We start from the raw sequence: 21,711 nt of genomic DNA on the forward strand, positions 1-21,711 counted from the left end.
AGTACTACCCTTCTGTCAAAAAGTCTTTTTCGATTGTGAGACGCGGCAAGGGATTCCGCCCCGCCAATATCCGCAGCCCGTTAAGGGTCAGCATTGAATCCACGTGATCAAACACCGTTGTGCCTTCCGAGAAGAGCGGAGCCAGACCGCCAGTTGCGAGCACCTTCATGTTTTGCCCGACTTCCTGCCTGATCCTCTCGACGATCCCCTCGATCAAACCCACGTAACCCCAGAACACGCCTGACCGCATAGCGGCCACTGTATTACGCCCAATGACGGAATCCACCGCCGGGCGTCCAATTCCTATTCTCGGCAACCGTGCGGCTGCCTGATGCAGAGCCTCAACCGAAAGGTTGATGCCCGGTGCAATTACACCCCCGCAATAGCTGCCCTCTGCATCCACCACATCAAAGGTTGTGGCGGTGCCAAAATCAATCACCGTCAACGGACCACCGTACAGATGGTGTGCCGCAAGCCCGTTTAAAAGCCGGTCCACGCCAACTTCGTCCGGATTATCCATTTTGATGGAAAATCCCCAGTCCAGCCGGGCGGACGCCAGCAGCGGCTCCACCGCAAACCACTGGCGACACAGGGTGCGCAGATGGTAGAGTGCTGCGGGCACCACCGTGCCAATCACAGCGCCTTCAATATCATCCGCTGCAATCCCCTGCATCTTCAGCAGGGCCAGCAGCCAGACCGCGTACTCATCAGACGTGCGCTGGGCCTGCATGGTAATGCGCCAGACACCCCGCCATTTTTCGCCATCATGCACGGCAAACACGACATTCGTGTTGCCAGCATCAATGACGAGAAGCAACGTCAGCCCCCTGTTCTGCCAGCAGGATATCCCCTGTTGCGATCGTTTTCATGCCCTGTTCCGTCTCAAGCAGAAGCCGTCCATCAGCGGCAAGCCCTGCAAACTGGCCCTTTTCATAAGTAGTCCCGCCGCTTACGACAAGGGGCGTGCCCACAGGATGTGCACGTTTCCGCCATTCCGCACACAAAACGGCAAAGCCATCCTGCTGCCAGACAGCACACCAGTGCGCCAGCTGCGCGAGAATGGCGCGGGCCACATCAGCAGGCGGCGGGACCGGGCCACACTGCCCTAAAGAGGCCGCTCTCCGGCCAATCTGCGCTTCCTCCGGCGGCTGCACGAGGTTGGCCCCCATACCGATAACCAGCATCGGCCCTTCCCGCTCAATCAGGATGCCACCGAGCTTCTGGCCGTCCAGCAGAATATCATTCGGCCATTTGATCATCAGCCGGTCTCGCGCCGCGGGAACGCTGGTCGCCAGCCCTTCAAAAAACGCCAGAGACGCCACAAAGGGCCAGCCCCCCAGTGCGTCCAGCCCCGCCTGCCCCGCATCCAGCAGAACAGAAAAGGCAAGACTTTGCCCGGCATTGGCCCAGTTGCGCCCCCGGCTACCGCGCCCTTTTGTCTGGCGCAATGCCAGAAGCGCCAGCCCCGGTGCTTCTCCGGTGCGGGCGCGTTCCAGACAGACATCGGAGGTGGACGTCAGTTCCTCATAACATTCCAGCCGCCAGGCTGCCGTCGGCTCACTCATCCGCCAAGGGCCAGAGCAGCCTGTCGGGCCATAGCCATCAGCGGGCCAAGAGCGAGAATAAAGAATACTGTCGCCAGCCCCATGCTACCCGAGACAAACAAGAGGCTGCGTGCTGGCCGGTCCAGCCCCTCCGCAGAGGCATCAAAATACATCACCTTCACCACCCGCAGATAATAATACGCACCAATAACGCTTGAGACTGCCCCGATCGCCACCAGAACGTAAAGGCCGGATTGCCATGCAGCGGCAAAAACCATCAGTTTCCCGAAAAAACCTGCCAGCGGCGGCGCGCCGACCATGCTGAACATGAACACCGCCAGCGCAGCCGCCAGTCCGGGGTCTGTCCGGCCCAGACCGGCCAGGTCAGAAATGGAGGTCACTTCATGCCCTCTGCGACGCATGGCCGTAATCACGGCGAATACCCCGGCATTCATGACCAGATAGGCCGCCAGGTAGACCAGCGTGGCCCGCACGCCGTTGGTGGATGCCGCCGCTAACCCCATGAGCGCGTAGCCCATATGGCCGATAGAGGAATAGGCCATCAGCCGTTTGATGTTGGTCTGCGGAATGGCAGCAAATGCACCGTAGACCATAGAGAGGATAGACAGCGTTTCAATCAGGATCTGCCAGCGCGGAGCCATAGACCCAAACGGGCCGCTCATCACGCGCAGGAACAGCGCAAAGGCCGCAAATTTGGGAGCGCCTGCCATATAGGCAGTGATGGGCGTGGGCGCCCCCTGATACACATCCGGCGTCCACATATGGAATGGCACAACCGAGAGCTTGAAGCTCAGCCCCACAACAAGGAACACAAGGCCGACCATCAGCCCCGTGGGCAGCGTAGCTGTTTGCTGAATGGCGGCAATCAGCCCGGTATAGGCCATGGTCCCCGCATACCCATAGATCAGAGACATGCCATACAACAGCAGACCGGACGCCAGAGACCCAAGAACGAAATATTTCAGCCCGGCCTCGGAGGACGTGACATCGTCCCGCTCCAGCGCGCACAGGATGTAAATGGAGAGCGAGGACAGCTCCAGCCCGACAAACAGCGTCATCAGATTGGCGGAGGACGCCATGATCAGCGCGCCGAGGGTTGAAAACAGGATCAGCACGCCCGTTTCAAACGGAAGCGGCGTGCGCTCTTCCGTGCGGTAGCTGAGGGTCAGCACCAGCGCTACCAGCCCGCCAAGCAGGGCCAGCATTTTCATGAAGCGGGCAAAGCCGTCATTCACAAAGGTACCTGCATAGGCCATGCCATCGGGCGAGAGGGCCACCAGCACACCACAGCCGACAAACGCCGCGACCGTCAGCAGGGTGCAGGACACAATGCCCTTCCCTTCCCGCTGCAAGACGCCAAACACAAGAATAACCAGCCCCGCCAGTGCGAGCGCGATTTCCGGCAGAGCCAGCGTCCAGTTAACCGATGCAGCACTCATGGCTCGGCACTCCGTTCAGAGCAGGAGAAAACAGGAAAGACAGCGTGGGTCATTTCAGTCTCCTCACCCGCAGAGGGCTACGGTCAGTACCACGACCAACCCCGCCAGCATGGTGAACGCATAGAACGCGATAGACCCGGTTTGCAGACGGATAGCGTCAGACGCGCCATTGGCCGTCGCCTGCACCAGATCACGCGGGAGGCCTTCAACCGCCCCTTCCTCGCCGTCTTTCCAGAGAATACGGGCGAGGGCGGTATAAGGCCGGACAAAAATGCGGTCATACAGCTCATCAAAATACCATTTGTTGAGCAGGAACCGATAAAGAGGGCCACAGGAGCGAGCCAGCGCTCCCGGCAGATCCGGTCTGGCAATATAGAACACATACGCTACAGCAATACCCGCCAGCCCGACCAAAGAAGGCAGAAGCGCCACCAGTCCCGGCACATGCTCAAAGATTTCCATGATGCTGTTATCCGGCGCATTGAAGATGCTGCCTTGCCAGAACGCGGCCTGCTGCGTGCCAATATAATACGGAGCCAGCACAATCCCGCTCACCACAGAGCCGATTGCCAGCAGCACCAGCGGAATAGTCATGGAAAGCGGGCTTTCATGCGCGGCGTCCCGCATTTGTGCATCCGCTGGCGCACCGTGGAATACCAGAAAGATCAGACGCCAGCTGTAGAAGGCTGTCAGGAAGGCCGTGATGACGCCCAGCGTCCACGCATAATGGCTCATGCCGCTATCCGCCGCCCAAAGCGTGTTGAGGATGGCGTCTTTGGACCAGTAGCCGGCAAAGGGGAACACGCCGGCCAGCGCCAGACTACCAATCCACATCACCGCATACGTCAGCGGCAGTTTTTTCCACAGCCCGCCCATGCGGAACATGTTCTGTTCATCATGCATGGCATGGATCACGGAACCGGCTCCCAGGAACAGCAGCGCTTTGAAAAAGGCATGTGTTGTCAGGTGAAAAACGGACGCCTGATACGCTCCCACGCCGACAGCCGCGAACATATACCCCAGCTGGGAGCAGGTGGAATAGGCAATGCTCCGCTTGATATCCGGCTGCACCATGCCGACCGTGGCGGCAAAAAAACAGGTTGTGGCACCAATAAATATCACGAACAGGCGGGTGTTCGGTGCAACCTCCAGCAAGGGCGACATCCGCGCCATCAGGAAGACGCCAGCCGTCACCATGGTGGCTGCGTGGATTAGCGCCGAGACAGGGGTTGGGCCTTCCATGGCGTCGGGCAGCCATGTGTGCAGAAAGAGCTGTGCTGATTTCCCCATGGCCCCGACAAACAGCAGGAAGCTGATGACTTCCACCATACGGAAAGACTGCCCGAACAGCGTGTACGGTGCCCCGGCAACCTGCGGCACAGCGGCGAAAATGTCCTCATACCGCACGGACTGGAACTGGACATAAATCAGGCCAATCCCGACGAGGAAAAACAAGTCTGCCACGCGGTTGACCACAAAAGCCTTGATGGCCGCAGCCGTGGCGGCCGGACGGTCATACCAATAGCCAATGAGCAGATAACTGGCGAGGCCGACCCCTTCCCACCCGAAAAACAGCTGAATGAGGTCCGAGGACGACACCAGCATGAGCATGGCGAAGGTAAACAGCGAGAGATACGCAAAAAACCGATAAACCGGCATGCTCTCATGGCTCATATAGCCAAGGCTGTAGCAGTGAACCAGCAGCGAGATGCACAGCACCATGGCCGTCATGGTCACGGAAAGCGTATCGAACCGCAGGGTCCATGTGGCGTGAAAGCCGCCCGCATTGATCCAGTCCGCCAGCGGCACGGCAGAGGGGCCAAAGCCGGAGGTCCAGCCGCCATACAGCGCTCCCACCCCGCACAGGGTGGCCATGCCCATGCACAGCAATGTCACGATTTTGGCCGCAGTGTCGCCCATCAGGCGGCCACCGAGCCCTGCCACAACGGCACCCGCCAGAGGCAGAGTCACGGCTGCGGCAAACAGGTGAAGATCGGTCTGCATGAGTCCGCTCATCCCTTCATCATCGTGACGTCTTCGACCTGGATCGAGCCACGGTTACGGAAATACACCGTGACAATCGCCAGCCCGATGGCGGCTTCCGCTGCGGCAATGGTGAGCACAAACAGCACCATCACCTGCCCGGAGAGATCTCCATGCGCGGAGGAAAACGCCACAAAATTCAGATTGGCCGCCAGAAGAATGAGCTCCATGGACATCAGGATGATGATGATATTCTTCCGGTTAAGAAAAATACCCAGCACCCCCAGCACCAGCAGCGCCGCACTGACCACAAGATAAGGCCCAAGCCCGATAGGAGCGATTGCCGGTGTCATGCGCCAGTCTCCTCTTTTTCCGCCTCTTTGCGCTGCTCATCAGAACCGTAAGAGCCGGGAGCAGCAATTTCGTAATACGAGGTTCGGGGGCGCAGAAAACCACCCTGCTCCAACACGTTTTCGCCAAGTGGCAGTTGCACAAGCTCCAGCGTCTCTTCACGTGTGCGTGCATGCTGTTTTTCGATATTCTGCCGACGCCCGCTACCGGTTTGACGGAGGGTGAGCACAATAGCCCCGATCATGGCGACGAGAAGCACCAGCCCGCAGGCCTGAAACAGCAACACGTAGTGGGTATAGATCAGCGTGCCCAAAGCCGCCGTGTTGGTCAGGCCGGGAGCCGCCTGCACTGCTCCCCCCGCACTGGCCGGAGCCATGCTCCAGTTGCTCATAGCCATAACGAGCTCGGCAAACAGGATGCCCCCAACACACGCCCCGATAGGCGCGTTACGCTGCAAGCCTTCCCGCAGTTGCGTGAAATCAACATCCAGCATCATGACGACAAACAGGAACAGGACCGCCACCGCGCCGACATAGACAATGACCAGCAGCATCGCCAGGAACTCGGCTCCAGCGATGAGAAACAGTCCGGATGCATTGAAAAACGCCAGAATAAGAAACAGCACTGCATGCACCGGGTTGCGCACACTAATGACCATACCCGCAGACATCAGCAACACGGCGGCAAAAACGTAAAAAACAACCTGCGCCAACATCAGCCGGCCTCCTGCCCCAGCCGGGGCTGCACGGGGTTAACGATACGGGGCATCGTATTCCAGCCGACGGGCTAGCAAGGCTTCCCACCGGTCTCCATTTTCAAGGAGCTTATCCTTGTCGTAGAGCAACTCTTCCCGTGTTTCTGTAGCGAATTCGTAATTGGGCCCTTCGACAATGGCATCCACCGGGCAGGCTTCCTCGCACAGACCGCAATAGATGCATTTTGTCATGTCGATATCGTAACGCGTGGTGCGGCGGGAGCCATCATCGCGCTCTTCCGCCTCAATCGTAATAGCTTCCGCCGGACACGTAGCTTCGCAAAGCTTGCAGGCAATGCAGCGCTCTTCCCCATTCGGGTAACGCCGCAGGGCGTGTTCCCCGCGAAAGCGCGGCGAAAGCGGCCCTTTTTCATACGGGTAGTTCAGCGTCACCTTCGGCTGGAACATCATTTTGAATGTTGAAGCCATCCCACCGACAAGTTCTGTCAGCAGGAACGAGCGGAACGTGCGTGTTAAAGCGCCCATCAGTTTACGCCTCCTACCTGTGGCAACAGGCCTGTGGCCATCAGGAAACCAGCCGTTGCAATCATCCAGACCAGTGACAGCGGCAGGAAGACTTTCCAGCCAAGACGCATCAGCTGGTCATACCGGAAGCGGGGAAATGTTGCCCGGATCCAGATAAACACAAAGAGGCAAAACAAGATTTTAAAAATCAGCCACAGCGGTCCGGGTACCCATGTAAAGGGCGCCAGCCCTAGCGGTGGCAGCCAGCCTCCCAGAAACAGAATGCTAATCATGCCTGACATCAGGATCATGTTTGCATATTCACCAAGAAAAAAGAGACCGAAGGCCAGTGACGAATATTCCACAAAGAACCCGGCCACGAGTTCACTCTCGCCTTCCGGCAGGTCAAACGGCGCACGATTGGTTTCCGCGAGCGCCGAAATGAAGAAGACGATAAACATCGGGAACATTGGCACACAGAACCAGATATGGCGCTGGGCCAGCACAATATCATTCAGGTTCAGGCTGCCTACGGCCAGCAGGACCGAGACAATGACCAGCCCAATGGACACTTCATATGAGACCATCTGCGCGGCAGACCGCAGCCCACCCAGAAAGGCATAGCGGGAATTGGATGCCCACCCGGCAATCAGGATGCCGTAAACCCCCAACGAGGAAATGGCGAGCAGATACAAAATGCCAACATTGATATCCGCCACGGCCAGACCGTTTCCGGTTGGAATAACTGCCCAGGCCAGCATGGCGAGAGAAAAGGTGAGAAACGGTGCAAAGAGAAACAGCGCCCGGTTTGCCCCGGCGGGAATAACCGTTTCCTTCATAATCATCTTGATGGCATCGGCAAATGCCTGAAACATCCCGAACGGGCCGTTCACATTCGGCCCGCGCCGACGCTGCATGGCCGCCATCACCTTGCGCTCCATAAGCGTCAGATACGCCACGGCAATCAGCAACGGCACCAGAACGGCCAGTGTTTCCAGCAGCATCAGAATAATCTGGCCTGCGAGCGTATGATAAAAAAACTGCGCCATTCGCCCTTACTCCGCCGCTACTGCACGCACAGGCCCGTAAACACGGGAACAGTCCGCCATGGTGGGGCTGGCCCGGCTGATGGGGTTGGTCTGGTAGTAATCCTGCATCACCGGTCTGAAAGCGCTTGCAGCAAGCCCCTCCTCCTGCGCGGCGGAAACCGCCGGCACACTCGGTGCGGACACGCCCTGCCCTTCAATCTGCGTAATCGGCTGAGCAACAGCCCCGATCTGCCGGAAGATCGGATTGACCTCTGCCATCCTGTCCCGCAGAGCATCCAGCGTGTCATAGGGCAGTGTTTTGCCGATCACTTCAGAAAAAGCGCGAAGAATACGCCAGTCTTCCCGCGCCTCACCCGGCGGGAAAACAGCCCGGAAGCTCCGCTGCACGCGGCCTTCCGTGTTGACATACGTGCCCGGTTTTTCCGTATAGGCCGCACCCGGCAGGATGATATCGGCGCGGGCCGCGGCAGCATCGCCATGGTGGCCCTGATAGACCACGAACGTGTCAGCCTCGATTTTATCAACCGGGAATTCATCAGCACCCAGCAGCCAGAGAACATCAACGTCCCCCCGCAGCATGCCGCTGGCGTTGCGCCCGCGCGTGCCGGGCAGGAAGCCGAGGTCCAGCGCGCCAACGCGTGAGGCCGCAGTGTGCAGGACGTTAAGCCCGTTCCAGCCCTCTGCAATCGCGCCGGTCTGAATGGCCAGTTTTTTACAGGCGTCATAAATAGCTGATGCATCAGGGCGGGTCAGCGCGCCATGACCGATGATAATCATGGGCCGCTTTGCGGTTTGCAGAGTTTCGGCAAAAGGATGACTACCATCAAGAAGCTTTTCCAGAACCTCTGGCCCATCCCCAAGCAACTCAGCCGGATAGGTTGGGTCCGTCAGCGGGTGTCCGATCATGGCAATCGGGAAGCGACCGCGCCCGGAATCCAGAAAGCGTTTACGGATACGGGCATTCAGCACCGGAGCCTCATGCCGAGGATGCGTCCCCACCAGCAGAAGGGCATCGGCCTCCTCTATGCCGAGAATGCCGCTGTTAAACAGATAGCCTTCCCGCGCACTGAGGTCATACCAGGCGTTATCCTGACGACAGTCGAGATTGGGCGAGCCCAGAGACGTCATCAGGTCTTTCAGAGCACACAGGCTTTCCGCGTCACATAGATCCCCCGCAATAGCACCGATCTGATAGCCAGAAACCCCATCCAGACGCCGTGCGAGAGATACAAAAGCCTCCTGCCAGGACGCCTGCATCAGTTTGCCATGCACCCGCACCCACGGGCGATCCAACCGCCTGCGCTTGAGGCCATCAACTGAAAAACGCCCTTTGTCAGACAGCCATTCTTCATTCACCTCATCATTCACGCGCGGCACAATCCGCATGACCTCACCGCCACGCGCCTGAATCTGGATGTTGGTGCCAACAGCATCCATCACATCAATGCTGTCCGTCTTTTTGTATTCCCAGGAACGGGCATGAAAGGCGGAGGGCTTGGCCGTCAGCGCGCCCACCGGGCAGATATCAATCAGGTTGCCAGATAGTTCTGACGTCAGCGCCTTTTCTACATAGGTGGTGATTTCCGCATTTTCGCCACGGGAGACCATCCCCAGTTCCGGCGTTCCTGCCACTTCCGTGGTGAAGCGCACACAGCGTGTGCACTGAATGCACCGCGTCATCACGGTTTTGACCAGCGGACCGAGGTCTTTATCCGTTACCGCCCGCTTGGGTTCGTGATAGCGAGACACCCCGGTGCCATACCCGTAGGCCTGATCCTGCAAATCACACTCACCACCCTGATCGCAGATCGGGCAATCCAGCGGGTGATTAATCAGCAAAAACTCCATCACCGCACGGCGGGCACGACGCACCATCTCAGTGTCCGTCAGGATTTCCATCCCCTCCGAAACCGGGAAGCCACAGGAGGCAACTGGCTTAGGCGCACGCACCACCTGCACAAGGCACATCCTGCAGTTACCGGCTACGGAAAGCCGTTCATGATAGCAAAAGCGGGGAATTTCCTTGCCCGCAGCCTCACAGGCCTGCAAGGCGCTGAAACCGGCTGGCACATCAACAGGAGTGCCATCAACAATCACCCTCACCATAGCGTTTACTCCGCAGCCACTGGCACGCCGGAGGCTGGCACCTGCACCAGCCCCGTGCCGCCATGTGCTGCCTTATACTGGCGGATGCGTTCTTCCATTTCCGGCCGGAAATGGCGGATAAGACCCTGAATTGGCCAGGCGGCGGCATCACCCAGCGCGCAAATGGTGTGGCCTTCTACCTGACGGGTCACCTGCTCCAGCAGGTCAATTTCATCCAGTTCCGCCCGGCCCTGAACCATCCGATCCATCATGCGCATCATCCAGCCGGTTCCTTCCCGGCACGGGGTGCACTGCCCGCAGCTTTCATGTTTGAAAAAGCGTGAGAACCGGGCAATGGCTTCAATAATGTCGGTCGATTTGTCCATGACAATCATGCAGCCCGTGCCCAGACCGGAACGCTCTGCGCGCAGACTGTCATAATCCATCAGCACAGTTTCACACACGGATTTTGGCAAAACCGGAACCGAGCATCCGCCCGGGATGACGGCCAGAAGATTATCCCAGCCACCCCGAACGCCACCGCCATGTTTTTCGATAATTTCTTTCAGCGGCACCCCAAGTTCTTCTTCAAAAACACATGGCGTATTCACATGGCCGGAAATGGCCATCAACTTGCTACCCGCATTGTTAGGCCGCCCCAGCCCGACGAACCATGCCGCCCCCCGCCGCAGAATGGTGGAGGTCACGGCAATGCTCTCCACGTTATTCACGGTGGTCGGGCACCCATAAAGCCCAGCCCCGGCGGGGAATGGGGGCTTCATCCGTGGCTGGCCTTTTTTGCCTTCCAGACTTTCCAGCAGGGCCGTTTCTTCCCCACAGATATACGCTCCGGCACCGCGATGAATGAAGAAATCAAAATCCCAACCGGATCCAGAGGCATTTTTGCCAATCAGTCCGGCAGCATAGGCTTCATCCACCGCAGTCTGAAGATGGACGGCTTCATTAAAAAACTCGCCACGCACATAGATATAGGCGGCATGCGCGCCCATGGCGAAAGAGGCAATCAGTGCGCTTTCAATCAGCTTATGCGGTTCATGCCTGAGAACTTCACGATCTTTACAGGTTCCCGGCTCTGACTCATCGCCATTGATCACCAGGTAATGCGGCCGGCCATCGGACTTTTTGGGCATGAAGGACCATTTCAGCCCGGTCGGGAACCCGGCTCCGCCGCGACCGCGCAGGCCGGATGCCTTCATTTCCGCAACAATGGCATCCCGCCCTTTTGCCAGAATCTCCGCTGTATTCTGCCAGTCTCCCCGCTTACGCGCGCCCTCTAACCGCCAGTCATCCTGGCCGTAGAGATTTGTGAAGATCCGGTCCTTGTCCTGCAACATGCCCGTCTCTCCTACTTGTTTTCAGAAATCGAATGGACAGAATCCATCAGCGTCTTACGGCCGCCTTCCGGAGCAGAGCCGCAACGGTTGATTGTCGGGCCGGCAGGCGGACGTTCCCCTTTGCGCAGCGCGTCAATCAGCGCCACAGTGCGCGGGCCGTCCATGTCTTCATAAAAATCATCATCAACCTGCAGGATAGGCGCATTGGAACACGCGCCGAGACACTCCACCTGTGTCAGGGTGAACTGCCCGTCTGCGCTGGTCTCGCCAAAACCCGCAATGCCGGTCGCACGCTTGCAGGCTGCCACAACATCATCTGAACCCCGCAGCCAGCATGGCGTTGTGGTGCAAACCTGCAAATGGTAGCGGCCCACAGGCTTTGTGTTGAACATGGTGTAGAAAGACGCCACCTCATAAACCCGGATGGCGGCCATTTCCAGCCGACGCGCAATCTCATCCATAGCTGCCACAGGCACCCATGCACTTCCGGTTTCCCGCCCCATTTGCCGCTGAGCAATATAGAGCAGCGGCATAACCGCACTGGCTTTGCGCTCTTCAGGATATTTGGCGAGCACAGTCACAATTTCCGCCTCGGACGCACTATCGAAAGCAAAGCTATCAGGCTGTTCCTGCGGTGTCCGGTGTGTATTCATCGGTCAACCTCCCCGAAAACCAGATCGAGCGAGCCAAGAACCGCCACCATATCGGCCAGCATGGAGCGGCGGGACAGTTCATCCAGAGCCTGCAAATGCGCAAAACCTGTCGGGCGGATTTTGCAGCGATATGGCTTGTTGCTGCCATCAGCCACCAGATACACCCCGAACTCACCTTTCGGGCTTTCCACGGCGGTATACGTGGCCCCCGGCGGCACATGATATCCTTCACTAAACAGCTTGAAGTGATGAATGAGCGCTTCCATGGAGCGCTTCATTTCCGCACGGGGTGGCGGACTGAATTTTGGGTCCTGCACTTTGACGTCCCCGGGGCGGATCTGATTCAGACATTGCTCAATAATGCTGACGCTCTCGCGCATTTCCGCAACACGAACGAGATAGCGATCATAGCAATCCCCATGACGGGCCACCGGCACGTTGAATTCCACCTTATGGTAGTTGTCATACGGCTGCGTGCGGCGCAGGTCCCACGGCACGCCGGAGGCCCGCAGGCAGGGGCCACTAAATCCCCAGGCCAGTGCCTGCTCGGCTGTGAAAACGCCAATCCCGACCGTGCGCTGTTTCCAGATTCGGTTTTCCGTCAGCAGGCCTTCCAGCTGATCAATCCATGCCGGGAATTCTTTGGCCCATGCGCCAATTTTATCTTCCAGCCCCGCAGGAAGATCCTGTGCCACACCACCGGGGCGGAAATAATTGGCATGGAAGCGCGCGCCGGAAGCTGCCTCGTAAAACTCCAGCAGCTTTTCACGCTCTTCATACCCCCACAGAGCAGGCGTCACCGCGCCACAATCCAGACCAAGCGCTGTGATATTCAAAATGTGGTTTAGAACACGGGTGATTTCCGCAAACATCACCCGCAACCAGCGGGCACGTTCGGGAATTTCAATCCCCAGAAGCTTTTCCGTCGCCAGCGCAAACGCCTGCTCTTCACACATGGGAGAGACGTAATCCAGCCGGTCAAAATAGGGCAGCGCTTTCTGATAGGTTTTGTATTCTATCAGTTTCTCCGTGCCACGATGCAGAAGCCCGATATGCGGCACCGTGCGCGCCACAAGCTCACCTTCCATTTCCAGCACAAGGCGTAACACGCCATGTGCGGAAGGATGCTGCGGCCCGAAATTCAGCGCATGGGAATCAATCTCCAGCGTCTTGCGTTCCCGCGCTTCCACCTGCTGCTCCGGCAGCAGGCTTTCCGGAATATCCGTCCGCAGAATAGCGTCTGCGTCATTCAGCAGGATGCCTTTGTCCGCGTCTGTCATCCGCGTGACCTCCTGATATGTTGCCGGACCTCGTGCGCTTTCTCATCCCCCGGCAAGGTCAGCATGCCTTCCCATGGGGAAACAAAATCAAAATTACGGAAATCCTGCGCAAGCGAGACAGGCTCCTTCACCACCTGCCGGCTTGCCACGTCGTAGCGCACTTCCTCATAGCCGGTCAGCGGGAAATCCTTGCGCAGCGGGTAGCCTTCAAACCCGTCATCCGTCAGGATACGCCGCATGTCCGGGTTGCCGGAAAACTGCACGCCGAACAGATCGTAGCATTCCCGCTCCCACCAGCACGCACACGGCCAAAGGCCTGAAACGGATGCTACCGGCGCAACTTCATCCGTGGTGATAATCACGCGGATGCGCTGGTTAAGCGTGACGGAAAGCAGGTTATAGACCACGTCAAACCGCTCGGCCCGGCTGGGATAGTCCACCCCGCACAAATCCATCATCTGCTCAAACCGGCACTGTGGATCGTCCCGCAGGAAGGTCATGAGCGGCACAAGCTGATCCCGGGTCGTGCGGACCACCAGTTCACCCTTCTCCAGCGCAGCGGATGAAACGTTTGGCCAGGCTGTGGAGAAGGTGAAGGCCAGAGCCCCGAGGCGCCCCTGAAGGCTGACCTGCTGCGGAGAGGAAAGACGCGCATCAACCACGGAGAATGGTCCCGGTGCGGCGAATTTTCTTCTGAAGCAGCATGATGCCGTAAATCAGCGCTTCTGCCGTAGGTGGGCAGCCGGGCACATAGACGTCCACCGGCACAATCCGGTCACACCCACGCACCACGGAATAGGAGTAGTGGTAATACCCTCCCCCGTTAGCGCAGGAGCCCATGGAAATGACCCAGCGCGGCTCTGCCATCTGCTCATAGAGCCGACGCAGCACCGGGGCCATCTTGTTGGTCAGCGTGCCCGCAACGATCATCACGTCCGACTGCCGGGGCGAACCGCGCGGGATAATGCCCATGCGGTCCAGATCGTACCGGGGCATATAGGCGTGGATCATCTCTACAGCGCAGCACGCCAACCCGAAGGACATGGGCCACAGACTGCCTGTGCGCCCCCAGTTGACCAGCTTGTCCAGATTGGCAACCACAAAGCCCTTCTCGGCAATGGCGCCCGTAATGCCTCGCACCACGGCATCCTGCTCCGGTCCGGGTGGAAGGGCTTCACGATTCCACAGAATGGTTTCGTCTTGCGGATTTGCAGACATCGGCGGCTCCCTCAATCCCAGTCCAGCGCGCCTTTGCGCCATTCATACAGAAAGCCGATCCCCAGCACGCTCAGGAACCCCAGCATGGACAAGAAGCCAAACAGCCCTATGCGAGACAGGCTGACAGCCCAGGGGAACAGAAACGCGACCTCGAGGTCGAAAATAATGAAAAGGATCGCGACCAGATAAAACCGCACATCAAAACGACGGCGCGTATCATCAAAGGCCTCAAATCCGCACTCATAGGCCGTTACTTTTTCAGGATAAGGTTTTTGATGGCCGCATAGCAGCGCCATACCCAGCATTGCAGCCGCAATAACTACTGAAATAGCACCGAATACCAAAACAGGGGCGTAATCACCAAGAACAGACTGCATCTGTATTCCTTGCATGAGAGAGATCATGAAGATCAAACGTCATGCAGAGGATCCTAGACCTAAGTCTTTACAACAGCCATGCCCTGACACCAGTCATAACGGGCACGTTCCCGTGACTACTTAGAGGGACCACGTGAAACTGCCGTGAATATGGCGGAAAACTACAGATTTTGGGGGATATTCATAAAAACGAGAGCATCTCACATTTTGGTGCTCTGCGCGGAAACCATGATGCCTTGAGAGAAATCATGGTGGGCGATGACGGGGTCGAACCGCCGGCCCTCTCGGTGTAAACGAGACGCTCTACCTCTGAGCTAATCGCCCGCTGGATGCGTATGTGTCACAAACAGAAGCGGCCGGCAACCCTTCCTGTGGAAGTTTTACCGGCCGAAACCAAAAAACTATCAGTCTGAGAGACTTTTAGCTTACGGCATCCTTCAGAGCCTTACCCGGCTTAAAGCGCACGGACGTAGAGGCCGGAATATCAATTTCCTCACCTGTACGCGGGTTGCGCCCTTTAGCAGCCTTGCGTGAGGCTGTAACGAACGTGCCGAAACCAACCAGACGAACTTCCTGCTTTTTGGAAAGCGCCTTTTCGATTGCACCGAATACGGCGTCAACCACTTCTCCAGCCTTCGCCTTGGGCAGAGCAGCCTCGTCGGCCACTGCCGCTACGAGTTCCTGCTTGTTAAGCGGCTTCTCCATATTACGCCTCTCTCTGTGTTTATCGTGACTGGAGCGGCGGGCGGCTTTACGTCCGCCTCTCCGCTTCCCGCTCGCACTATGCAGCCGTTTTACGCCACGTCAACCGAGCAACGGTAAACTTCGGCCACATAGTAAATTTTTCCCTCAGTGCGGCAGCACGGGTGCCGCACCAGCTCCTTCCGGGGTCGGAACAGCTTCCGAAACCTCATCCCAATGGATGGCCTGAGGCTTACGCACCAGCGCCCGGGCAATCACTTCATCCACGTGGGATACGGGGATGATTTCGAGATTGTTCTTTACGGAGTCAGGGATTTCCGCGAGATCTTTCTCGTTCTCCTTAGGCAGGAATACAGTCTTGATGCCTGCGCGCAGAGCCGCCAGCAGCTTCTCTTTCAAACCACCAATCGGCAGCACGCGTCCCCGCAACGTGATCTCGCCAGTCATGGCAACATCACGCCGAACCGGGATGCCCGTCATGACGCTAACCAGCGCTGTTGCCATGGCAATACCGGCTGAAGGCCCGTCTTTAGGAGTCGCACCTTCAGGCACATGCACGTGGAAACTCCGCTTTTCAAACAGAGTCGGCAGGATACCGAATGTGGTCGAACGGCTGCGCACGTAGGAATACGCCGCAGAGACGCTCTCCTTCATGACATCGCCCAGCTTGCCGGTTTCCACCACGGCGCCTTTACCGGGCACCATAACGCTCTCAATCGTCAGGATTTCCCCACCGACCTCTGTCCAGGCCAGACCGGTGACAATACCCACCATGTCTTCCGCCTCGGTCTCGCCGTAACGGAAGCGCTTCACACCGGCCAGCTTTTCAAGATTGCGCACGGTGATGGCAACTTTCTTTGCCTTCCCCGTCACAAGCTCTTTCACGACCTTACGCGCCAGATTCGCAATTTCGCGCTCAAGATTACGCACCCCGGCTTCACGCGTGTAATAGCGAATCAGATCCCGCAGAGCGTCATCACTGATCGACCACTCGCTCGGCTTGAGGTTATGAGCCTCGGCCTGCTTGGAGATCAGATGGCGACGGGCAATCTCAACCTTTTCGTCTTCCGTGTAGCCAGACAGACGGATGATTTCCATACGATCCAGCAGCGGCTGGGGCATGTTGAGGCTGTTTGCCGTGGTGACGAACATGACGTCCGACAGATCATAATCCACTTCCAGATAATGATCCGCAAACGTGCTGTTCTGTTCCGGATCCAGCACTTCCAGCAGAGCTGAAGCCGGATCGCCCCGCCAGTCCGCACCCAGCTTGTCAATTTCATCCAGCAGGAAAAGCGGGTTCGAGACCTTCGCCTTCTTCATCCCCTGAATGATCTTGCCCGGCATGGAGCCGATATAGGTGCGACGATGCCCACGGATTTCAGCTTCATCCCGCACGCCGCCCAGAGACATGCGCACGTAATGGCGGCCGGTTGCCTTGGCGATGGAGCGTGCCAGCGAGGTTTTACCCACACCCGGCGGCCCCACAAGGCAGAGAATCGGCCCCTTCAGCTTCTGGGAGCGGCTCTGGACTGCCAGATATTCCAGAATACGCTCTTTCACCTTTTCCAGAGCGTAGTGATCGGAATCCAGCACGGCTTCAGCGGCGTCCAGATCATTTTTGACCTTGGTGCGCTTCTTCCACGGAATACCGAGCAGCCAGTCCAGATAGTTCCGGACAACCGTTGATTCGGCAGACATGGCGCTCATGCCACGCAGCTTCTTGAGCTCGGCAACTGCCTTTTCCCGCGCTTCCTTGGAAAGCTTGGTTTTGGCAATCCGCTCTTCAATCTCGGTGGTTTCGTCCTTGCCGTCTTCGCCTTCACCCAGTTCTTTCTGAATGGCTTTCAGCTGCTCGTTCAGATAGTACTCGCGCTGGGTTTTCTCCATCTGGCGCTTCACGCGGTTGCGAATTTTCTTCTCAACCTGCAGCACGCCGATTTCCGCTTCAATGTGTGCGAAAACCTTTTCCAGCTGCAATGTGACAGACGGCGCCTCCAGAATTTCCTGCTTTTCGGAAATTTTGAGGTTCAGGTGGCTGGCAACAGTATCGACCAGCTTGGACAGATCGCTGATCTGGTTAAGAGAGACCAGAACTTCAGACGCAATTTTTTTATTGAGCTTAATATACTGCTCAAACTGAGAGACGATGGAACGGCCCAGCGCTTCGGCTTCCGCCCCTACCGCTGGCTCTTCAACCACATCCTCAATTTCTGCTTCAAAATGCCCGTCAATATCATGCAGGGCCTTCACCCGTGCGCGACGCACACCTTCCACCAGTACCTTGACGGTGCCGTCCGGCAGCTTGAGCAGCTGCAGGATGGTGGACACGGTGCCAAAGCGGTACACATCATCCACACCCGGATCGTCCTGAGCCGCATCTTTCTGCGCAATCAGCAGGATCTGCCGATCTTCCCGCGTGACGGACTCCAACGCCTTGACGGACTTTTCACGGCCGACAAACAGCGGGACAATCATGTGGGGAAACACGACAATATCGCGCAAGGGCAGAACGGCAATACGACCGTTACCCTGCTCTACCTTCTTATCGGGGGCTGTGTTGTCCGCAGCGACGACGGCTGCATTTTCGGTCGGTGTGACCGTTGCTGGCGTCTTAGCCGGCGTTTTTGCGGGTGATTTACGCTTACGTTTTACTGCTGGTTTTTCATTATCAGCCATAACCATGACCTCCTTCAAGGACGATCCAGATCGGGCACCCGTAATGTGGCGTACCCAGACCCGCGAGAACCTGCCAACAGGCTCCCACCATCTACCATGTCGTTACGAACGCCCCATTCTACAATGGGTTAACCAGAAAACCCGGCCAGCAGGGCATTTCTTCCCTGCTGGCAGTTGTTTTGCAGTTCTTAGGCTGACTGTTCCGCCGGAACCTTTTTCCCTTTGCCATAGACATAAACCGGGTTTGTTTTTTCCTCGGCCACGTCACGGTTCACCACCACTTCTTCCACGTTATCAAGACCGGGAAGATCAAACATGGTGGACATCAGGATGCTTTCCATAATGGACCGCAGGCCACGTGCACCCGTCTTGCGGGTAATGGCACGGTCTGCAATCGCCTTCAGGGCATCATCCGTAAAGGAAAGCTGGACATCTTCCATCTGGAACAGGCGCTGATACTGCTTGACCAGAGCATTTTTCGGCTCGGTCAGAATGCGGATCAGAGCCGCCTCATCCAGATCCCCCAGCGTTGCCAGAACCGGCAGACGGCCAATGAATTCCGGGATCAGCCCGAATTTCATCAGATCTTCCGGTTCCACATCGTGGAGAATTTCACCGGTTTTCCGCTCATCGGGAGACCGGACATCAGCACCAAAGCCAATGCCTGTCCCCTTACCGCGGGCTGTGATGATTTTATCCAGCCCGGCAAAGGCCCCGCCGCAGATGAACAGCATGTTCGTGGTATCCACCTGCAGGAACTCCTGCTGCGGATGCTTACGTCCACCCTGCGGCGGCACAGACGCCACTGTGCCTTCCATCAGCTTCAGCAGAGCCTGCTGCACGCCCTCACCACTCACATCACGCGTGATGGAGGGATTGTCAGACTTGCGGGAAATCTTGTCGATTTCATCGATATAGACAATGCCGCGCTGCGCACGTTCCACATTGTAATCAGACGCCTGCAACAGCTTGAGGATGATGTTTTCAACATCCTCACCCACGTAACCGGCTTCGGTCAGCGTGGTGGCATCTGCCATGGTGAACGGTACGTCCAGGATACGGGCTAGCGTCTGCGCAAGCAGAGTCTTACCCGACCCGGTGGGGCCAACCAGCAGGATATTGGACTTTGCCAGTTCAACATCGTTATTGCCTTTGGTCGCCTGCGTCAGCCGTTTGTAATGGTTATGCACCGCAACAGAGAGGACCTTCTTGGCCTCAAACTGTCCGATCACATAATCGTCCAGAACCTTACAGATTTCCTTGGGAGTCGGAACGCCTTCGCGTGACTTCACCAGTGTCGTCTTGTGCTCTTCACGGATGATATCCATGCAGAGTTCAACACACTCATCGCAGATAAACACGGTCGGGCCGGCAATGAGCTTACGCACCTCGTGCTGCGACTTCCCGCAGAAAGAGCAATAGAGTGTGTTTTTGGAATCACCGGACTTTGCGTTCATCAGCCCACTCCCTTGAACGTCCCGGACCTCAGAAAACCAGGAACCGAGTTACCAACTCTATCTGCCTTACTGCGGGCAGACCACCCCTGACATTGAACAGGAGATTTAGCGTACACCAGATTAAGGATGGCTTTTATCCTTCTTTCCAGCTTCTGTGGCCTTATGATGGCTGATTACCTTGTCAACAATCCCGAAAGACTTTGCTTCCTCGGCTGACATATAGGTATCGCGCTCCAGCTTCTGCTCAATATCTTCAAGCGTCTGGCCGGTATGCTCACGATAGATCTCGTTCAGGCGCTGCCGGATAATAAGGATTTCCTTGGCCTGAATCTCAATATCGCTTGCCTGCCCCTGCGCGCCGCCAGACGGCTGATGCACCATCACGCGGGCATTTGGCAGAGCGAAACGACGCCCGGCTTCCCCACCCGCCAGCAGCAGAGAACCCATGGAGGCTGCCTGACCGATACAGACGGTGCTGACCGGGCTGCGGATGTACTGCATCGTGTCGTAGATTGCGAGACCTGCGGACACAACGCCACCCGGGCTGTTAATGTAGAAAGAAATTTCTTTCGTCGGGTTCACGCTTTCCAGATAAAGGAGCTGTGCGGAGATCACAGACGCAACCTGGTCATAGACCGGGCCGGTCAGAAAGATGATCCGTTCCTGAAGCAGGCGGGAATAGATATCAAATGCCCGCTCGCCCCGGGAGGTCTGCTCGACCACCATCGGCACCAAAGCGTTGCTGAAAACCTCAACGGGATCACGATCCCTCATGTCAGTCATTCCCGTAAAAAACCTGCACCATCCTTCCCCCATTTCCGTCCGAAGACGCAAATCGGTTCAGGCACTCTCAATCAAGATAGAGATAAAGTAGCAAGATGCTACCCCGGAAAAGAAAATCTGCCCTGAAAAAGAGTGTCCCGCCGGTTCACACCGGCGGGACACAATTTTCTCAGATATCAGCCGGAGGAATATCCGATAACTCTTCCGGAGTAACTTCCTTGTCCTCCACTTTCGCGAGTTCAATCAGATAATCGACAACTTTGTTCTCGAAGATCGGACCGCGAAGGGATTCAATGGCCTGCGGGTTGTTCTGGAAGAAAGTAAAGACTTCCTTCTCCTGCCCCGGATAACGCATGGCTTCTGCGCGCATGGCGCGGCCCAGTTCGTCCTGCGTAACCGTAATAGCATTCTTGCGGCCAATTTCAGCCAGAAGAAGACCTAGCTTCACGCGGCGTTCGGCAATCTTGCGATAGTCGGCGCGCAGCGTGTCTTCGTCTTTATCTTTGTCTTCGTCGTCAAGCTGACCAGCTTTGCGGTCGGCTTCAACGCGCTGCCAGATCTGCTGGAATTCCGCATCAACCATGCCCTGAGGAGCCTGGAAGTCGGTTTTCGTAGCCAGAGCGTCCAGCAGGTCGCGCTTGATGCGCAGACGGGACAGCTGATCGTATTCGCCTTCAACCTGCTTGCGGACGAGGTCACGCAGCTGTTCCAGCGTTTCAAAGCCCAGCTGTTTAGCCAGCTCATCATCAATCGGCGCGTCAACCGGCTTCTTCAGCTCTTTGACGGTGATGTCAAAGGTTGCTTCCTTGCCAGCCAGTTCTTCGGCCCCGTAGTTTTCGGGGAACGTCACGGTGATCTGTTTTTCTTCACCGGGCTTCATGCCTTCAATCTGCTCGGCAAAGCCGGGGATGAAGCCTTCGCCACCGATTTCAACATTGACGTCCTGCGCCGTGCCACCGTCAAACGGCACACCATCGCGTTTACCAACGAAGTCAACGGAGACAACGTCACCCTTCGCAGCCGGGCGAACTTCTTCGATCGTCTCGAAGGAGCGCTGGCGCTTGGCAACATCGGCCAGAATTTTGTCGACAGCTTCATCGCTGGCAACCGCCTTCAGGCGGGTCAGGGAGAGGTCGGACAGATCCGGCACGGTGATTTCTGGCAGGATTTCGGTTTCAACCTTGAATTCAAGATCCTTGCCGTCGTCTTCCTGACCGCTCACCAGCTCAACCTGCGGCTGACCAGCAGGGCGGAGGCCGCGTTCTTCAAGCGCAGAGCGCAGGGATTCGGACACTGCCTGCTCCAGCACTTCAGCACGCACGGCTTCGCCATGACGCTGGCGCGCCAGAGAAACAGGCACCTTACCCGGGCGGAAACCAGGAAGAGTCAGGTTGGCAGCAACTTCTTTCAGACGCGCATCGCGCTTTTCTGCAAGCTCTGCTGCCGGAATGGTAATGGTGAAACCACGCTTCAGCCCTTCATTGAGGGTGTCAGTAACCTGCATCGGCCAGGCCTT

The 21,711-nt window shown here is 57.3% G+C and carries 20 protein-coding genes and 1 tRNA gene; all 21 read right to left on the bottom strand.

The window, feature by feature from the left end:
• Nucleotides 1-4: 4 nt before the first annotated feature.
• The 21 genes from AD928_RS11700 to tig all read right to left on the bottom strand — a co-directional run bounded on the left by AD928_RS11700 (nucleotide 5) and on the right by tig (nucleotide 21,699).
• Entirely contained in the window at nucleotides 5-817 is an 813-nt protein-coding gene (locus AD928_RS11700; protein WP_062141866.1) for a type III pantothenate kinase, read from the bottom strand.
• The gene (locus AD928_RS11705) at nucleotides 801-1,565 is read right to left on the bottom strand and encodes a biotin--[acetyl-CoA-carboxylase] ligase (RefSeq protein ID WP_062250747.1); all 765 of its coding nucleotides are present in this window, start codon (nucleotides 1,563-1,565) and stop codon (nucleotides 801-803) included. Before AD928_RS11705 ends, AD928_RS11700 begins: the two co-directional genes overlap by 17 nt.
• Nucleotides 1,562-3,004, bottom strand: coding sequence for an NADH-quinone oxidoreductase subunit NuoN (gene nuoN, locus AD928_RS11710; protein ID WP_062250749.1), 1,443 nt, complete (start codon nucleotides 3,002-3,004; stop codon nucleotides 1,562-1,564). The genes AD928_RS11705 and nuoN overlap by 4 nt, the downstream gene beginning before the upstream one ends.
• Nucleotides 3,005-3,067: 63 nt before the next feature.
• Nucleotides 3,068-5,008: an NADH-quinone oxidoreductase subunit L gene (gene nuoL / locus AD928_RS11715; RefSeq protein WP_062250751.1), complete on the bottom strand. Its 1,941-nt coding sequence runs from the start codon at nucleotides 5,006-5,008 to the stop codon at nucleotides 3,068-3,070.
• A gap of 8 nt (nucleotides 5,009-5,016) precedes the next feature.
• Nucleotides 5,017-5,340 carry an NADH-quinone oxidoreductase subunit NuoK gene (gene nuoK / locus AD928_RS11720; protein WP_043550666.1) on the bottom strand — a complete coding sequence of 108 codons (324 nt, stop codon included), beginning with the start codon at nucleotides 5,338-5,340 and terminating at the stop codon, nucleotides 5,017-5,019.
• Nucleotides 5,337-6,053 carry an NADH-quinone oxidoreductase subunit J gene (locus AD928_RS11725; RefSeq protein ID WP_082779876.1) on the bottom strand — a complete coding sequence of 239 codons (717 nt, stop codon included), beginning with the start codon at nucleotides 6,051-6,053 and terminating at the stop codon, nucleotides 5,337-5,339. Before AD928_RS11725 ends, nuoK begins: the two co-directional genes overlap by 4 nt.
• Before the next feature lie 36 nt (nucleotides 6,054-6,089).
• Entirely contained in the window at nucleotides 6,090-6,578 is a 489-nt protein-coding gene (gene nuoI / locus AD928_RS11730) for an NADH-quinone oxidoreductase subunit NuoI (RefSeq protein ID WP_043550664.1), read from the bottom strand.
• Nucleotides 6,578-7,606, bottom strand: coding sequence for an NADH-quinone oxidoreductase subunit NuoH (gene nuoH / locus AD928_RS11735; protein ID WP_062141871.1), 1,029 nt, complete (start codon nucleotides 7,604-7,606; stop codon nucleotides 6,578-6,580). Before nuoH ends, nuoI begins: the two co-directional genes overlap by 1 nt.
• Before the next feature lie 6 nt (nucleotides 7,607-7,612).
• Nucleotides 7,613-9,712 carry an NADH-quinone oxidoreductase subunit NuoG gene (gene nuoG / locus AD928_RS11740; protein ID WP_062250753.1) on the bottom strand — a complete coding sequence of 700 codons (2,100 nt, stop codon included), beginning with the start codon at nucleotides 9,710-9,712 and terminating at the stop codon, nucleotides 7,613-7,615.
• Between the two features lie 5 nt (nucleotides 9,713-9,717).
• Nucleotides 9,718-11,046, bottom strand: a complete 1,329-nt coding sequence (gene nuoF, locus AD928_RS11745) for an NADH-quinone oxidoreductase subunit NuoF (RefSeq protein ID WP_062250755.1) — start codon at nucleotides 11,044-11,046, stop codon at nucleotides 9,718-9,720.
• 11 nt (nucleotides 11,047-11,057) lie between these two features.
• On the bottom strand, nucleotides 11,058-11,699 hold the full coding sequence (locus AD928_RS11750) for a complex I 24 kDa subunit family protein (RefSeq protein ID WP_062250757.1): 642 nt from the start codon (nucleotides 11,697-11,699) through the stop codon (nucleotides 11,058-11,060).
• A complete protein-coding gene (locus AD928_RS11755; protein ID WP_062141875.1) occupies nucleotides 11,696-12,979 on the bottom strand; it encodes an NADH-quinone oxidoreductase subunit D in 1,284 nt (427 codons plus the stop codon). The genes AD928_RS11750 and AD928_RS11755 overlap by 4 nt, the downstream gene beginning before the upstream one ends.
• Entirely contained in the window at nucleotides 12,976-13,641 is a 666-nt protein-coding gene (locus AD928_RS11760) for an NADH-quinone oxidoreductase subunit C (RefSeq protein ID WP_062250759.1), read from the bottom strand. Before AD928_RS11760 ends, AD928_RS11755 begins: the two co-directional genes overlap by 4 nt.
• Complete coding sequence (locus AD928_RS11765; protein WP_043550655.1) at nucleotides 13,634-14,197, bottom strand: NuoB/complex I 20 kDa subunit family protein; 564 nt, start codon at nucleotides 14,195-14,197, stop codon at nucleotides 13,634-13,636. Before AD928_RS11765 ends, AD928_RS11760 begins: the two co-directional genes overlap by 8 nt.
• Before the next feature lie 11 nt (nucleotides 14,198-14,208).
• A complete protein-coding gene (locus AD928_RS11770) occupies nucleotides 14,209-14,574 on the bottom strand; it encodes an NADH-quinone oxidoreductase subunit A (protein WP_025827009.1) in 366 nt (121 codons plus the stop codon).
• A 249-nt stretch (nucleotides 14,575-14,823) separates the two neighbouring features.
• Nucleotides 14,824-14,898, bottom strand: a tRNA-Val gene (locus AD928_RS11775).
• 96 nt (nucleotides 14,899-14,994) lie between these two features.
• The gene (locus tag AD928_RS11780; protein WP_256441373.1) at nucleotides 14,995-15,363 is read right to left on the bottom strand and encodes an HU family DNA-binding protein; all 369 of its coding nucleotides are present in this window, start codon (nucleotides 15,361-15,363) and stop codon (nucleotides 14,995-14,997) included.
• A gap of 60 nt (nucleotides 15,364-15,423) precedes the next feature.
• A complete protein-coding gene (gene lon, locus AD928_RS11785) occupies nucleotides 15,424-17,955 on the bottom strand; it encodes an endopeptidase La (RefSeq protein ID WP_082779535.1) in 2,532 nt (843 codons plus the stop codon).
• A 188-nt stretch (nucleotides 17,956-18,143) separates the two neighbouring features.
• Entirely contained in the window at nucleotides 18,144-19,412 is a 1,269-nt protein-coding gene (clpX, locus tag AD928_RS11790) for an ATP-dependent Clp protease ATP-binding subunit ClpX (RefSeq protein WP_062250763.1), read from the bottom strand.
• A gap of 120 nt (nucleotides 19,413-19,532) precedes the next feature.
• Nucleotides 19,533-20,195 (bottom strand): ATP-dependent Clp protease proteolytic subunit, encoded by a 663-nt coding sequence (locus AD928_RS11795; RefSeq protein ID WP_197463990.1) that lies wholly within the window; start codon nucleotides 20,193-20,195, stop codon nucleotides 19,533-19,535.
• Nucleotides 20,196-20,364: 169 nt separating this feature from the next.
• Nucleotides 20,365-21,699 carry a trigger factor gene (gene tig, locus AD928_RS11800; protein ID WP_062250765.1) on the bottom strand — a complete coding sequence of 445 codons (1,335 nt, stop codon included), beginning with the start codon at nucleotides 21,697-21,699 and terminating at the stop codon, nucleotides 20,365-20,367.
• Between the last annotated feature and the right edge of the window lie 12 nt (nucleotides 21,700-21,711).

The sequence above is a fragment of the Acetobacter cerevisiae genome (genome assembly GCF_001580535.1).
Taxonomy (GTDB): Bacteria; Pseudomonadota; Alphaproteobacteria; order Acetobacterales; family Acetobacteraceae; genus Acetobacter; species Acetobacter cerevisiae.